The organism is Microbulbifer sp. (genome assembly GCF_051659245.1).
GTDB lineage: Bacteria > Pseudomonadota > Gammaproteobacteria > Pseudomonadales > Cellvibrionaceae > Microbulbifer.
The window spans coordinates 14,615-29,740 of record NZ_JBOFOC010000193.1; the positions used below are offsets into that span (position 1 = coordinate 14,615).

The 15,126-nt window shown below is 59.3% G+C and carries 11 protein-coding genes; 4 read left to right on the forward strand and 7 right to left on the reverse strand.

Annotated elements, in window-relative coordinates:
• Positions 1–236: 236 nt before the first annotated feature.
• From ACRC0P_RS18225 to ACRC0P_RS18255, 7 genes are all read right to left on the reverse strand, one after another.
• Positions 237–1,415 (reverse strand): restriction endonuclease subunit S, encoded by a 1,179-nt coding sequence (locus tag ACRC0P_RS18225; RefSeq protein WP_438632728.1) that lies wholly within the window; start codon positions 1,413–1,415, stop codon positions 237–239.
• On the reverse strand, positions 1,412–2,992 hold the full coding sequence (locus ACRC0P_RS18230) for a type I restriction-modification system subunit M (RefSeq protein WP_438632729.1): 1,581 nt from the start codon (positions 2,990–2,992) through the stop codon (positions 1,412–1,414). The genes ACRC0P_RS18225 and ACRC0P_RS18230 overlap by 4 nt, the downstream gene beginning before the upstream one ends.
• A 24-nt stretch (positions 2,993–3,016) precedes the next feature.
• The gene (locus ACRC0P_RS18235) at positions 3,017–3,619 is read right to left on the reverse strand and encodes a hypothetical protein (RefSeq protein ID WP_438632730.1); all 603 of its coding nucleotides are present in this window, start codon (positions 3,617–3,619) and stop codon (positions 3,017–3,019) included.
• Complete coding sequence (locus ACRC0P_RS18240) at positions 3,619–4,017, reverse strand: winged helix-turn-helix domain-containing protein (RefSeq protein ID WP_438632731.1); 399 nt, start codon at positions 4,015–4,017, stop codon at positions 3,619–3,621. Before ACRC0P_RS18240 ends, ACRC0P_RS18235 begins: the two co-directional genes overlap by 1 nt.
• Before the next feature lie 90 nt (positions 4,018–4,107).
• The gene (rmuC, locus tag ACRC0P_RS18245; protein ID WP_438632732.1) at positions 4,108–5,832 is read right to left on the reverse strand and encodes a DNA recombination protein RmuC; all 1,725 of its coding nucleotides are present in this window, start codon (positions 5,830–5,832) and stop codon (positions 4,108–4,110) included.
• Between the two features lie 38 nt (positions 5,833–5,870).
• Positions 5,871–9,248: a type I restriction endonuclease subunit R gene (locus tag ACRC0P_RS18250; protein ID WP_438632733.1), complete on the reverse strand. Its 3,378-nt coding sequence runs from the start codon at positions 9,246–9,248 to the stop codon at positions 5,871–5,873.
• Between the two features lie 49 nt (positions 9,249–9,297).
• Positions 9,298–10,779: a sigma-54 interaction domain-containing protein gene (locus ACRC0P_RS18255; RefSeq protein ID WP_438632734.1), complete on the reverse strand. Its 1,482-nt coding sequence runs from the start codon at positions 10,777–10,779 to the stop codon at positions 9,298–9,300.
• A gap of 366 nt (positions 10,780–11,145) precedes the next feature.
• Here ACRC0P_RS18255 and ACRC0P_RS18260 point away from each other — a divergent pair, with 366 nt between their 5' ends.
• The 4 genes from ACRC0P_RS18260 (at position 11,146) to fdxA (ending at position 15,037) form a co-directional block, all read left to right on the forward strand.
• Positions 11,146–11,403, forward strand: a complete 258-nt coding sequence (locus ACRC0P_RS18260; protein ID WP_438632735.1) for a type II toxin-antitoxin system Phd/YefM family antitoxin — start codon at positions 11,146–11,148, stop codon at positions 11,401–11,403.
• A complete protein-coding gene (locus tag ACRC0P_RS18265; protein ID WP_438632736.1) occupies positions 11,393–11,668 on the forward strand; it encodes a type II toxin-antitoxin system RelE family toxin in 276 nt (91 codons plus the stop codon). The genes ACRC0P_RS18260 and ACRC0P_RS18265 overlap by 11 nt, the downstream gene beginning before the upstream one ends.
• Before the next feature lie 174 nt (positions 11,669–11,842).
• Positions 11,843–14,455, forward strand: coding sequence for a DNA mismatch repair protein MutS (gene mutS / locus ACRC0P_RS18270; RefSeq protein WP_438632737.1), 2,613 nt, complete (start codon positions 11,843–11,845; stop codon positions 14,453–14,455).
• Positions 14,456–14,713: 258 nt separating this feature from the next.
• Positions 14,714–15,037, forward strand: coding sequence for a ferredoxin FdxA (gene fdxA / locus ACRC0P_RS18275; RefSeq protein ID WP_308368046.1), 324 nt, complete (start codon positions 14,714–14,716; stop codon positions 15,035–15,037).
• The last annotated feature ends 89 nt before the right edge of the window (positions 15,038–15,126 follow it).

The window sequence follows — 15,126 nt, forward strand, 5'->3', positions numbered from 1 at the left end:
CATCACTCCTGTCGCCGGACTCGCTGGCTGAGCCTTGCCCCTCTGACAAATCACGGCCATTTAGTTCTGCTCAACTCTTTGCCTCTATGTTCAACTTTCAATACCGGAAGCCCTTAATAGCGACACCTTCGAAAGACGAACTCAGATCCACAAATAGATCCACCCTATCTCCCAGGATAAAATATGCGTCAACATTTTTCTCTAACCTGATTATTGACTCCGATTGTTCACGTAGTTCAACAAAACGAATCCTGTGTCAGCGCCTTAACATTTTCTTCCATCCGAAATTCAGAAACTTCCATTTTGCGAATTGTCGACAGCATTAAAGTTGTTCTATTTTCTATAGATCTCTGCATCTCTATCGGCGGCACCGGGATTCTTAACTGCTTGACGTCACCTAAATTTATTCCCTTAACAGCTGCACCTCTAACGTATCTTTGCATTTCCTTCTGCATTCCAGTTGTTTCCAGACATGCATAAAGATAGAGAGGCAAACAAAGATTATTTGCAGCTAGCCGAGCTGTATCCTGTGTGATATTTGCACCATCCAGCTCAGGGGGGACAATCGCCAGGCGTCCGACATGCCCTCTAATTGAGAGAAGCACATCTTCTGACTTTAATGTCGATCTTCTATACTGCTTTGCTATTTCTGAAGTAGTTTTTCGAAGATTTCCAACCAGAACTACTCCATCTTTCATATCTACGACTCTGACATAAGGAACACCATCCTCGACATCATCACCGGGTTTCAGGATGCCGTATGTTATTGGCCGATCTGAGTCGATCAACTCAATAAGACGCCTCGTCTCCCATCCCTTCGGATTCGTCACCGGATCACCAAACATATCCAGAAACACCGAGCGCAGGAATTCGTCGGCGAGGGTGATGGCCTGCTGGCGTTTGCGGCGGATGGCGTCGGCCTTGTCGAGGATGTCGGCGATGCGTTGTTGTTCTTTTAGAGGAGGAAGCGGAGCTTCGAGCTCTTTGAAATTATTAACAGTAAAGCTAGCTTGATTTACTGACTTCTTCGTAATGCGAGGAATCTTGTTCAAGAACTCATTAGACGAAAGGTAGTAATACAGATATTTAGGAAAAACCCTATCAGCCTTTGGCCGTAGAGCTAGAAGATTCATCCCATGCACAACATATTCATCTAATTCAAAAATCGCACATTTACCCAGATGCTTTTCTGAGTTTATGTGGCTTATCAGAATATCTCCCTTTTCGAGCTTGCAACCCGGATAATCAGATTCCGAAAGCCCTGCATATCCACACTTTTCTAAATTCACAGTACGCTCAGAGATAGTTTCAATACGGGTGATAGGGAGGCCACCCGCGGCACTATCTTGCTTAATCGATGCACCATTACGAATATGTTCTGATATCTCTGACAATCTCACCTGCGGCCAACTCACAGCATCGCCTCCAGCGCCTTCAGTTCGGTAATAATCTCATCCTCCAGCTTCAGCAGCCGCGCGAGAATCTCCTTGGGCGGATCGTACTGCTCCTCCTCGTACACCACTTCCTTGTAGCGGTTGATGGAGAGGTCGTACTTGTTGGCGGCGATATCGGCGGCATCCACCACAAATGCCTTCTGGGTCTTATCGCCGAACCGCTTTTCAATTTCCTCTGCATCGGCATTAGCCAGCACCAGCTCGCGGTAGGCCTGCCACTGCGCCAGGGCATCCGGCAGGTCGTTGTCCTTGATCGGGCTGCGCTTATCGTCCAGGGAGTAGCCGTCCGCCTGCAGGTCGTAGAACCAAACTCTTTCGGTGCTGCCGCCCTTGGTAAACAGCAGCACCGCGGTGGAGACCCCGGCATAGGGTTTGAACACGCCGGAGGGCAGGCTGACGATGCCCTCGAGCTGGTTGTGCTCCAGCAGCTCCTTTCTCAGTTGCTGGTGGGCCTTGGAGGAGCCGAAGAGCACGCCGTCCGGCACGATCACCGTGGCGAAGCCGCCGGGCTTGAGGGCGCGCAGGATATGGGCGACGAACAGCAGCTCGGTCTTTTTGGTCTTGACCATGCCGAGCAGGTCCGGGTTGACGTTGCTCTCGTCCAGGCTGCCCTTGAACGGCGGGTTGGCGAGGACCACGTCGAAGAAGTCCTGTTCCTGGCGGGGGAAGTTTTCCTTGACGGATTTACCCAAGCTGTCCTGGTAGTGGATATTGGCCCCGGCCACTCCATGGAGCAGCATGTTCATGCTGGACACGCGCAGCATGGTGGTGTCGAAGTCGAAGCCCCAGAACATTTTCTTGTTGATATGGTCGCGGTGGGGCTCCAGCAGGTCGCCGCTGTAGTGGGGGTTGCCGTCTTCGTCTTCGAAGGTGCCGGCCGGGCTTGAATGCACGCGATTCAGGTATTCCATGGTACGGGCGAGGAAGCCGGCGGTGCCGCAGGCGGGGTCGCAGATCACCGCGTCCGGCTGCGGGTCGACCATGGCGATCATGGTGTCGATGATATGGCGCGGGGTGCGGAACTGGCCGTTGATGCCGGCGGTGGTGAGTTTGCTGAGCAGGTATTCGTAGATATCGCCCTTGACGTCGGACTGGGTGAGCGGCAACTTCTCGATCATCTCCACCGCGGCCACCAGTACGGATTCGTTCTTGATCTCGATATCCGCATCCTGCATGTATTCGCCGATGCCGGCCAGGGCGTGGGTGGCGGTACCGTCCGCGCCGATCTCCTCCCGGCCCAGTTCAGCGAAGAACGGAAAGACGTTTTTCTTCAGGTGCTGCAGCATCTCCTTGCCGGCCATGTTCTTGAAGTTTTTCCAGCGCAGCAACTGACCTTTGTAATCTTCCGGAAAAAGGCGCGCGAAGGACTTGCCGGTGCGAGCGGCCTTGCGCTCGGCCACCTCTTCCTGCATATCGAGCATGCGCGCGAACATCAGGTAGGAGATCTGTTCGATCACGGTAAGGGGATTGGCGATACCGCCGGTCCAGAATTTCTCCCAAAGTTTGTCGATATCGTTGCGGATTTGTCCGGTTAGCATGGGTAACTCTTTCTATTAATGCGTTTATAAGTCGTTCAGCAACAGTTTGGCCAGGTCGGCCTCCAACTGTGCCATGGTGATCTGCGGGTGAACTTTGCCGCACTGGTACAGGTGCAGCAGTTTCTGGTAATGGGTATTGCTCCCCTCACGCTCACAAAAGGCCTTGAAGGTCTCGGGAGCGAGTGAGTGCTTGAGCAGTACGGCCGTGGCCTGTACCAGCGATTGCGTATCCTGCCAATGGATAAACGCGGCGAGGCGGTCCTTGACCACATCTTCGGCCCGCAAAATCGGTATGCGGCCCGCGGGCAGTTCGGCGGTCGTAGTGTGCTCGATCAGCTCATTGCCTACCGACAGCGGTGCCGGCGGGAACTCCACGGTGATATCGGTGCTGGCATTGGCAAATACCCTCCCCTGCTTGGTAAAACCGAGCTGAGCCATGGCGTCGCGCAGTTGCGCGGGTGTCTGGTAGCTAGTGTTGACCATGTCGATATCTTTGGTGAGGTAGAGGTTCTCGCTATAGATTTCTACGGCCAGGCCGCCGACCAGCACCACCTCGATCCCCTGGTTGTGAAGGTGCTCGGCAACCCTGGCAGCAAGCTCGGTAATGGTCGCACGGCTGAAGTCCATTATTCGTCCCTGCCCTTTTCCTTATCCTTTTCCCTGCCTTTGCCGGCCGGCTCCCGCACCGCCAGTAGGGGCTTGCCCGCCTGGCGCGGGCGGGTGCGTTGCACCAGCAACCGGTTGCGCAGCTCCGACGGATAGGCCGCCACGGCGGCCTTTAACAGGGCCTTGAGCGGCTCCAGAAACGGGTAGCGGGGGTTCAGCTCGTAGTTTCTGACCTTGCCGATAAGCTGGCTGACCACAACTCCATCCTCCTCCAGCCGGGCCAGTTGCTTCTGCACCGGGTTGGTGGGTATCCCGTAGAACTCGGCGATGGCCTTGCCGTAGCCCGCTCCTCGCAGGAGCAGATACAGCAGCACCTTTTCCTGGCTCTCTGCGCGGAGTATGCCTTTGAGTACGAACATAATGCCCCTCATGTACCAATGATTGGTTAATATAAACCATATATTGGTATACATAAACCAACCATTGGTACATGAGTTGCGGCGCATCGCTCAAGCCCCTTCGCTAATCACTTCCTGCCCCACGGCTTCACTCTCGCCACTCTCACCCGCCTGCGGACTGTTGTCGTTCCGCCCGCCGCTCTGTTCATCACTGGGGATATAGTCGATTTCCAGTTCCGCTTTTTCGGTAAAGTAACCGGGCAGCTCGGCCCGGATGGCAGGTGCCAGATTCTTGAATTCGCCCACCTGTTTGACCAGGTTGCCGCGGCCGCTGACCAGCTGGCCCTCGGCCTTCGCATAGGCTTCAGAAGCTCTTTCCAGGCCCTTCTTGATTCCCTCGAAGCTGCCGAGGAAGCCGTTGAGTTTCTTGAATACGCTCTCGGCCTTGCTGGCCAGGGCGGCGGTGTGTTTGTTCTGGTCCTCGAAGCGCCACAGCTGGCGGACGATATTGAGGCTGGTGAGCAGTGTGGTGGGCGTGGCCACCAGCACGTTGTTTTCTATGGCCATCTGGAACAGGCGCTCATCCGCCCTGAGCGCCTCGACGAAGGCGGACTCGATGGGGATGAACAGGAAGACCATCTCCGGGGAGTTGAGTTCGCTGATTTTGTAATAGTCCCGGTCCGCCAGCTCCCTGATGCGGTCGCCCACTGCCTGGACGTGGTCTTTCAGGGCTAGCTGGCGCTCGGTCTCGTCCTCGCTGTTGACGTAGCGGGTATAGGCGTTGAGGGAAACCTTGGCGTCGATGATCAGGTGCTTACCCTGCGGTAAATTTACGACAACATCCGGGCGCTGCCTGCCATCTTCGGTATCAAAGGATTTCTCGCGCTCATAGTCCCTGCCCTGCTGCAGGCCGGAGCGGTCGAGGACGCTCTCCAGCACCATTTCCCCCCAGTTGCCCTGCAGTTTCTTCTGGCCGCGCAAGGCGGTGGAGAGTTCGTGGGCCTCGGTGGTGATCTGCTGGTTAAGTTGCTTCAGCTGTTCCAACTCGTTACGCAACTCGCCGCGCTGGCTGGTTTCGCGGTGATGGATTTCCTGCACTTCTTTCTTGAAGCTGTCGATGGACTGTTTGAATGGGCTCATCAATGCGGACAGGCTGGTATTACTCGAACTTTGCAGAGCCTTGCTCTTCTGATCGAGAATTTCATTGGCGAGCACCTTGAACTCCTCACCCAAGGCTTTCTTTTGCTCCTCGAAGTGCGCCAGCTGCGCGCGGTGGCTCTCGTCCCTCTCCGCCAGCGAGGTCTGCAGCTTCGCGTATTCCGCGTTCAGCGTGCTGTGTTGCTGTTGCAGATGCTCATATTTCCGCTCCAGGTTTTGATACTGCTCGCGGGCATCTGCCAGCTGCTGCTGTAGGTCCCGCTGGGTTTGCTCCCGCTGTGTGCGGCTCTGCTGCAGTTCAGTCTGGGTGCCGTGCAGGGTGTTTTCCGCCGTTCGCAGGTCGGCACGGGTCTTTTCCAGCTCGCGTTCCAACTTCTCATAACGCTCACCCAGGTCGGCCCTGCCCGCCTGTTCGGACTCCAGGCGCGTGGCGAGTGCCCGATGGTCCAGCCTCAAAGTGGCCAGCTCTTCGCTGGTGCACTCCAACTGCTGCTGAATCAGATCCCTTTGTTGCTGCAACTGCTCCGCGCTGGCCTGCGCCAGGGAGAGTTCCTGCTGCACCTGTGCCACGGCCTTGCTGCTGCGCAGGCTGGCCAGCAGATAGGCAATGGCAGCCACAAGCAGGGCGATGGCAGCAGTCGCAATCCAGTATTGGTTCGGCAGTTCCTGTAATGTCATTCCAATTCCCTTCTTCGCTGTTCGTCAGTTATACGTGGTCACTGGGCTTCGGTGGTGGCCGCATCTTTGAGGAAAGGTTTCAATACCGCTACCAGGTCGTCCACATCCCCCGGCTGAAAAACGCCATCCACCCCCTCATGGGAAACGCTGGTAAACGGCGCATCGTAGAGTTTTTCCACGGTGATGGTGCCGTACTGGGCGATATGGTTCTTGAGCAGGTTCATAAACCGCACCTGCTTGTGGGTGAGCTGCGGATGGGCGTGAAGGAAGCCGGTGAAGTGGGCCTCCACGGCTTGTGGGTCCATGCCCACCAGTTCGCGCAGGGTGATCTGCAGCTGGCCGGCGGTGCGGCCGTAGAATGCGTTCAGGGCTTCCAGGCTGACACCCGGGTGCTCGGTGAGAATGCTGGAGGTGAGATTTTTCAGTTCACTGTCCTGGATCGGCTCGCCCCGGCGCAATTTCTGCAGTACCGGGTTGCGCTCCAGCATCTGGTCGAGAATGGACTTTACCCGGCGGCGGTAGAGGGTGGCCTCGCTGGCGCCGATGGTGACCTTGCGCTCATTTTCCTGCACACCGCTGTCACTGGTACTTGTGCTGGGCAGGATATAGGCGGGCTCACCGCCGGACTGGCGGTATTTCATGATGCCGCGCAGTTCGCGGCGCGCCCCTTCCAGCCGTTCGACGCTGGGGTTCTGCCAGAAGTCGGCGCTGCGCACCTCGTCGATCAGCTTGTCTTTCTGGCGCACCGCCTGGATATTGACCGCCAGCCTGTCCAGCTCCTGCAGCAGCTGGTCGCGGCCGTCCTCGAAGCAGCTGGCCTGTTCCACCAGGCAGCGCTGGATGGTGGCGATCAGGCGGTCGAGGCCGATGGCGAACTTGTCCGGCAGCACCCGCGCGCTCATCAGCGGCGCGATGGTGGTGTTGAGGATGTGCTGGGTGTTGCCATCCATGCGCTGCAGGGCGTCGGTCTGTTGCAGCTGGTGTACTGTGCGCAGCTCCCGGCGCACAGCGATGCTGTCTTCCGGCAGGTCGTTGATATCCGCCTTGAGCAATTCCAGTGCGGTGTCGAAGCCTTGGCGGTGATTGGTCTTGAGGCTGGCCAGGGCCAGTTCCAGGCGGGCTTCGAACAGGGTCTGCAGCAAGGACTTGCCACCGACGTCGTCGGCCTCCCGGTATTCTTCTTCAAAGAAGCTGAAGTTGCCGTAGTGGTCGAAAATCAGGAATTCGGTTTTGGGTTTGCCGGGGCCGAACAGGTTTTCCCGCAGGCGGGTGCCGCGGCCGATCATCTGCCAGAACTTGACCCAGGATTTCACCGGGCGTGCGAACACCAGGTTGACCACTTCCGGCACGTCGATGCCGGTGTCCATCATGTCCACGGAGATGGCGATACGGAAGTCGTTGTCGGGCTTTTTGAAGTCGCCGATCAGGCTCTCCGCCTTGGGCACGGCGTTGTGGATTACCTTGCAGACGCGGGTACCGTACTGGGGGTAGAGCTTGCAGAACAGGGTTTCCAGCTGTTCGGCGTGCTTTTGGCTCTGGGCGAAGACGATGCTTTTGCCCACCAGCGAACCGGTTTCGTCCTTAATGCCGTTATCGATCAGGTTTTCCAGGATGATACGGTCGGTATCCTCACTGTAGATCGTGCGGCCGATATCCCTGCCGGCGAATTGTGCCAGCTTAGCCTCTTCCTCGCCGAGATCCTCCTCGAGCTGGCGGCGCTGCTCCTCGCTGAGATCATTGTAATGGATACCTTCGCGCAGGAACTCGGTGGTGAGGTCCTTGACCCGGAAAGGTACCAGGTACGGCGGCTCGTTGTTGATGGCGTCATCCAAGCCGAATTCGAAAGTCGGATCGGTACTCTCGCAGCCGAACAGCTCGAAGGTGTTGCGGCTGATAAATTTGACCGGAGTGGCGGTGAGGCCCAGCTGCAGCGCGTCGAAGTAGTCGAACAAATCCCGGTATTTGTTGTAGATACTGCGGTGGGATTCGTCGGCGATGATCAGGTCGAAGAAGCCCACATCCAGCTGCGCGAAGCGGTTCATCATGCTGGGATAGGTGGCGACGTAGATGCGCGCGGACTGGTCGATTTTACTCGTCTCGCCGATCACGCAGCGGGGCTCGCTGGGCAGCAGCTCTTTAAAGGCGTTGTTGGCCTGGGTGCGCAGTTCCTTGCGGTCGCACAGGAAGAGCACGCGCTTGCCCCAGTTGGCGCGCAGCAGCAGCTCGCTGATGGCGATGGCCACGCGGGTCTTACCAGTGCCGGTGGCCTGTACGATCAGGGCGCTGCGGCGCTGCTCCTGAAAGCGGTTGGCGACGGCCTTGATGGACTCGATCTGGTAGGGGCGGCCGGCGATATCCGCTTTCGGGTTGAGCTGCTCCGGCTGGCTCTCGCGGTACTGGCGCTGGTAGATCAAGTACTCGAGGCTGTCTTTGCTGTAGAAGCCGTACACCGGGCGGTAGGTGTTGTACTGGACATCGTCCCAGATGAAACTCTCGTAGCCGTTGGTGTAGAAGATCACCGGGCGGCGGAAGCCCATCTTTTCCAGGCCATCGGCGTAGATGCGGGCCTGCTCGCGGCCGGCCTGCAGGTTTTGCTCGCCTGACCTCTTGGCTTCGATAACCGCCAGGGGCTGGCCGTTATCTCCCCAGAGCACGTAGTCGGCCTTTCCCTTGCCGCTCCTGGTGGAGGGCTCTGGTACTTCGTGTTCTAGCGTGACCTGCTCCGGGTCTTTGAGATCCCAGTCGGCCTTGGCCAGCATGGTATCGATCAGCAAGCGACGGGTTTTGGCTTCGTCCCATTGCAGGGAGTCCGCCACTCCATGGCTCTGGGCTTGTTTGCGCGCGGCATCCTGCTTGTGGGGCGGTTCGATCCTGGCGCTGTTGCGGGTGCGCTCTTTTTCCAGCTGTTCGATCACCTCCTCCAACTGGCTGGCCTGGGCCTTGATCTCCGCCTCGTATTTACTGACGGATTTCTTTAGCTGGCTGAGCTGGGCGGTGGGATCTGCCACATCCCTGAACGGCGGTATATCTGACTTGGTTTTGCCGTAGTACTTGAGCGCCATATATAGGGCGAGCTGATGAGCAGTGCCCAGGGCCATCTGCGCGCTGCGCAGGTCCCCTTTGGAGCCGTGGGCTGTCTCGTTGCCCTGTACGCGCAGAAAGTTGAGCTGGTGAATCAGGGAGCGGTCCACGCAGTCCTCGAATACGCGGCTTTTTACCAGTTCGTAAAAGTTGGCCTGGGGCAGCCGCGGCAGGTATTCCTCTTTGTAGATGCTCTTGGTGACCTCTTCGGCAAAGCCGCGCAGGCGCGTGAGGGCGCTGCCCGGGTCCACATGGAGCACCGCCTCTGCCAAGCCGGCGAGGTTGGCCAGGGTTTCGTTTTCCGGGCGGAGGAATTCGAAGTTCTGCGATTTCATATAAAAAATTCTATCCATGCCGAGCTTATTGCGAAGTACGTGCCAGGTTTCACTTCAGGCCCAGTTTTTCCATCAGATTGGTCAGCGTCTGGTAGTTATTCAGCCCCAGAAGATCCGCGGCACGAGTCTTTTTGCCGTGCGCTGCATTCAGTGCGCGGGGGATGTAATGTCGCCAGATGTCGTCGCAAAGTGCTTGAATATCAATACCTTGGGAGATATCCCGGTCCAGAACCCCCGGTTCTTTTTCCGGCATCTGGAACAGGGCTTGGCGCAGGTCTTCGGCTTCGATGGTGTCTGTGGCACTCCACAGCGCGGCGCGCAGCAGCGTGGAGTGCAGTTCCCGCATGTTGCCTCGCCAGGGATGCCGGAGGATAAGATTTCTTGCGGCTATAGAAATTTTCTTATCTTTCAGGTGAGCATCCTGGCGACCGAGGGATGCGATTACTCTATCGGCAAGCAGACCCAGATCGCCCTCCCGCTCGCGCAAAGGTGGCAGGTGGAGAACGCCAACTGCCACCCGGTAAAAGAGGTCCTCACGGAAATTGACGTCAGTTACCGCCTTGAGGAGGTCGCGGTTGGTGGCGGCGACAATACGCACATTCACCCGGCACTGCTCGCGGCCGCCAACCGGTGTGAAGGTGCCATCCTGCAATACTCTGAGCAGGCGCACCTGGACGGCCGGGTCCAGTTCGCCGAACTCATCCAGAAACAGGGTTCCGCCGTGGGCCTGCTGGAATACACCATCCCGATCACTGTGGGCGCCGGTAAAGGCACCCTTTCTGTGGCCGAAGAGTATCGAATCGATCAATTCCGCAGGGAAGGCACCGCAGTTGACCGCAATAAAGGGGCTGGCCGCGCGGGGGCTGGCGTTGTGGATAGCGCGGGCAAACAATTCCTTGCCAGTGCCGGACTCACCGTAGATCAGGACCGGCACTTCCCGCGCAGCCAGGATTGCGGCCTGGGACTTGAGCCGCATCATTTGTGGGTTCTGGGTAATGATGTCGTTGAATGCGGCAGTGGTGGGCGAGCCGCCACTGGCCATGCCCGCCATAGCATCACTGGAGATATTGCTGGCTGCCGGCACGTATTCCGCAGCGATGTCGAAAGGTACCTCTACCCTTTCCACTCCCTGCTCCGGGGAGGATTGCCAGAAGCTTGCCGGATAGCGCGTCTTACCCAGCAGCAGCCAGACTGCCTGCATAGCCGGTGTTCCGGGACTGAGCAGGATATTGAGCCGGCTGCCCGGCTCTGTGGACAACGCCTTCAAGGCCCTGTCTGCGGCCAGGTAAATCTCGCCAAAATTGACAGGGGATGACAGCTCGACTCTCTGTATCGCCACATCGGTGCTGGAGAGTGACGTCAGCCACTCGAGATAGCCAGACACCTCGGCGTCGGGATAGCTGTACAGCAGTTCGACCCGGTCAAAGTCCTGTGCCCGCAGGGTGGAGGCAATGGGACCGAGGTGATTTGCGCCTTCGCCGGCAGCGGCGAGGTCTCTGCCACCAATCCAGCTGATCAGAATTTCGCCCAAAACGGCCCCTTTGGTTGTACGTTATTTGTTCTACGGGAGCGCTTGGACTCGCCCCCAGCTCGATACAGCCAAGCCTGTGATCTTATTCACATTTGGGGCGAGGGAGTAGTCCTCATGGCACATTTGTACAAAAGATCGCCACCCCTTGCAGGAATCCTTCCCGGTTTCATTGACAGCTTCCCGGCGTCTGGTTGCAATCCCTGCAATGCGACTCCTGGCGGGGCGACTTTCCTGGAGTCTTCGGCGGTATCAATCCAGTCCGGCCCTAGTCCGGCCCCATTGGCTATCTGCCCACTCTCGAATCTTGTTGGCAGCTCTTAATAGCACTATTATTAGCACTAATTAACAGCCTCTGTTAGGTGCAACATGACTGCTATCCAAATACTGTCCGATATGGTCATCCCCATATCCCAGGCAAAACGCGACCCCATGGCCCTCGCCAGAGACACTAAAGAGGGCCCCGTTGCCGTACTTAACCGGAACCAGCCAGTCATGTACTGCCTTTCCCCCGCCATGTTCGAAGAGATACTGGAGCGCCTGGAAGATGCCGAGCTTGGGCGGGTAGCCGAAGAGCGCCTCGCCGATGGCGGCGAAGCCGTGTCGGTGGACCCGGATGAGCTATGAACTGAAGTTTCACCCAAAGGCCCTCAAGACTTGGAGAAAGCTGGGGGCCACCATCCGTGAGCAGTTCAAAGATAAGCTCAAGGAACGCCTGAAAAACCCGCGCAACCTCAAAGACCAGCTACACGGCCACAAGGATCTGTATAAAATTAAACTGAGAACCGCCGGCTACCGGCTGGTGTATCACGTTGATGATGGCAAGGTCGTTGTTATGGTCGTTGCCATCGGCAAACGGGAAAAGAATCAGGTTTATCTTCAAATAGAGTGACCTCCTTCCCCGACCTATAGCCGCAGTAGATGGGCACGTCGCTGCGCTCCTTTGCCCATCCTACAAGGTTCGGCCCCCCCGGCCTATCAAGCCTCCCCCGGTTTCAACCACAGCCCGAGCCGCTACAATAGCGCCCTTCCACTCAACCCACTCAGAAGAAGAAGTAGTCCCTCCATGCCGCAAGCAGCGACCGCCCAGCACACCCCCATGATGCAGCAGTACCTGAAGATCAAGGCCCAGCACCCCCAGGAGCTGGTGTTCTACCGCATGGGCGACTTCTATGAACTCTTTTACGACGACGCCAAGCGGGCCGCGGAGCTGCTGGATGTGACCCTCACTGCCCGCGGCAAGTCCGGCGGCGATCCCATTCCCATGGCCGGGGTGCCCTACCACGCGGCGGAGGGTTACCTGGCGCGGCTGATCAAGGCCGGGGTGTCGGTGGCCATCTGCGAACAGATCGGCGATCCGGCTACCAGCAAGGGGCCGGTGGAGCGCAAGGTGGTGCGCATCGTCACCCCCGGCACGGTGACCGACGAGGCTCTGCTCAATGAGCGCCGGGACAACCTGCTGGCGGCGGTGACACAGTTGGCCGACAAGTTCGGCCTGGCCCTGCTGGACCTGGCCACCGGCCGCTTCGCGGTGCAGGAGGTGGACAGCCTGGAAGCGCTGGCGGAACAGGTTCAGCGCCACGGTCCGGCGGAACTGCTGGCGGCCGAAGGCCTGGCGCTGCCCGCGGAAATAGAAAAGCGTCCCGGACTGCGCCGGCGCGCGCCCTGGGAGTTCGAACTGGAAACCGCCCTGCGCCTGCTGAACCAGCAGTTCGGCACCCTCAATTTAGAAGCCTTCGGCTGCAGCCAACTGCATGCGGCGGTGGCCGCCGCGGGCTGCCTGCTGCAGTACGCCCGCGACACCCAGCGCACGGAGCTGCCCCATATCCGCAGCCTGCAGACCGAAAGCAGCGACGATACCGTGGCCCTGGACGGTGCCTCCCGGCGCAACCTGGAGATCGACCTGAACCTGGGCGGCGGTGATGAAAACACTCTGCTGTCGGTGTTCGACAGCTGCAAGACCGCCATGGGCAGCCGCCTGCTGCGCCGCTGGCTGAACAACCCGCTGCGCCGACTGCAGACCCTGCAAAACCGCCAGGGCGCCATCGCCGCACTGATCGACGACTACCGCTTCGAGCCGCTGCGGGAGGCACTGAAACCCGTGGGCGATATGGAGCGCATCCTCGGCCGCCTGGCCCTGCGCTCCGCGCGGCCGCGGGACCTGGCGCGGCTGGGACTGTCGCTGGTGCAGTTTCCGGAGATCCAGCGGCAGCTGGCGGAAACCGATGCCCCCCTGCTCGCGGAGCTGGCGCGGGAGATCGGCGAGTGGCCGGAGACGGTGGAACTGCTGGACTGCGCCCTGGTGGAAAACCCACCGGTGGTGATCCGGGACGGCGGTGTGATCGCCGATGGCTACGACAGCGAGCTGGACGAACTGCGCTCCATCAGCGAAAACGCCGGCGACTATTTGGTGCAGTTGGAGGTCCGGGAAAAGGAGCGTACCGGCATTCCCACCCTCAAGGTGGGCTACAACCGGGTGCACGGCTACTTTATCGAGATCAGCCGCGGCCAGAGCGACAAGGCCCCCGCCGACTACATCCGCCGCCAGACCCTGAAGAACGCCGAGCGCTTTATCACCCCGGAGCTGAAGGAGTTCGAGGACAAGGCCCTCTCCGCCAAGAGCCGCGCCCTGGCGCGGGAGAAGGCCCTGTACGAGGAGCTGATCACCCAACTCAACCAGTCCCTGGTGGAACTGCAGGGCGCCGCAGCCGCGGTGTCCCAACTCGACGTGCTCGCCTGCCTCGCCGAACGCGCCGACAACCTGCGCCTGTGCTGCCCGGAACTGTGTGCGGAGCCCGGTCTGGCGATCGCCGCCGGCCGCCACCCGGTAGTGGAGCAGGTGCTGGACGAGCCCTTCGTGGCCAACGATATCGAGCTGCGCGACGACCGCCGCATGCTGGTGATCACCGGCCCCAATATGGGCGGTAAGTCCACCTATATGCGCCAGACCGCGCTGATCGCCCTGCTCGCCCATATCGGCAGCTATGTGCCGGCGGACTCCGCACGCATCGGCCTGCTGGACCGCATCTTTACCCGCATCGGCAGCGCCGACGATCTGGCCGGCGGTCGCTCCACCTTTATGGTGGAAATGACCGAGACGGCAAACATATTGCGCAACGCCAGCGAGCACAGCCTGGTGCTGATGGACGAAATCGGCCGCGGCACCAGCACCTACGACGGCCTGTCCCTGGCCTGGGCCTGCGCTCACTACCTGGCGGATCAGGTGCGCGCCTTCACCCTGTTCGCCACCCACTACTTCGAACTCACCGCGCTGCCGGAGCAGTGCCCGGAAGCGGCCAATATCCACCTGGACGCCACCGAGCACGGCGACGGTATCGTCTTCCTGCACCGCATCCAGGAGGGCCCGGCGTCCAAGAGTTACGGTCTGCAGGTGGCGAAACTGGCGGGGATTCCCGGCGATGTGCTGGTGGAGGCGAAGCATCGGCTGGAGGCGCTGGAAAACGGGACTCGGGAAACAGCAATCGGGACCCGGGACCCGGAACCCGGAACCCGGGAAAGGGTCCCGCAACCGGCACCCGCGCCCGCTTCGCCCCAACAGGTGGACCTGTTCGGCGCCCCCCCTCACCCGGCGGTGGAAGCCCTGGAGGAACTGGACCCGGACGACCTGACCCCGCGCCAGGCGCTGGAGAAGCTCTACGCTCTGCGCAAACTCCTGTAGGAGCGGCGGGGCGGCCATCCGCCCATGGCCGCGATCGGGGTCAGGGATAGCGGAAAGTCCGATCGCGGCCATGGGCCGCTCCTACAGGCGGGCCTGCGACCCGCAAGTGGAGCTGGAGCCTTCAGCGTCTTTGGAAAGATAACTCCACTCCCAGGTTATAAGCACCCAACCAATCGGACTCAAAAGCCTCTGCATTTCGCGCCAGTAATTGCTAAAATCCGCGGCTCCATTGACTCAGGGCATTATCGAGGGACAAGCATGACATTCGTAATTGGGGAAAACTGCATCAAGTGCAAATACACCGACTGTGTGGAAGTTTGCCCGGTGGACTGTTTCTATGAAGGCCCCAACTTCCTGGTGATCCACCCGGACGAGTGTATCGACTGCGCCCTCTGCGAGCCCGAGTGCCCCGCCAACGCCATCTTCTCCGAGGACGAGGTGCCGGAGGACCAGCAGGAGTTTATCGAGCTGAACGCGGAGCTGTCGGAGATCTGGCCCAACATCACCGAGAAGAAAGACCCGCTCCCGGACGCCGCGGAATGGGATGGCAAAAAGGGCAAACTGGACCAGCTGGAGCGCTGAACCGATCACTGAAAAGCCGTCTCACCGACGGCTTTTTATTTGCGTAGGAGCGGCGGGGCGGCCATCCGACATGCCCGCGATCGGGCTCT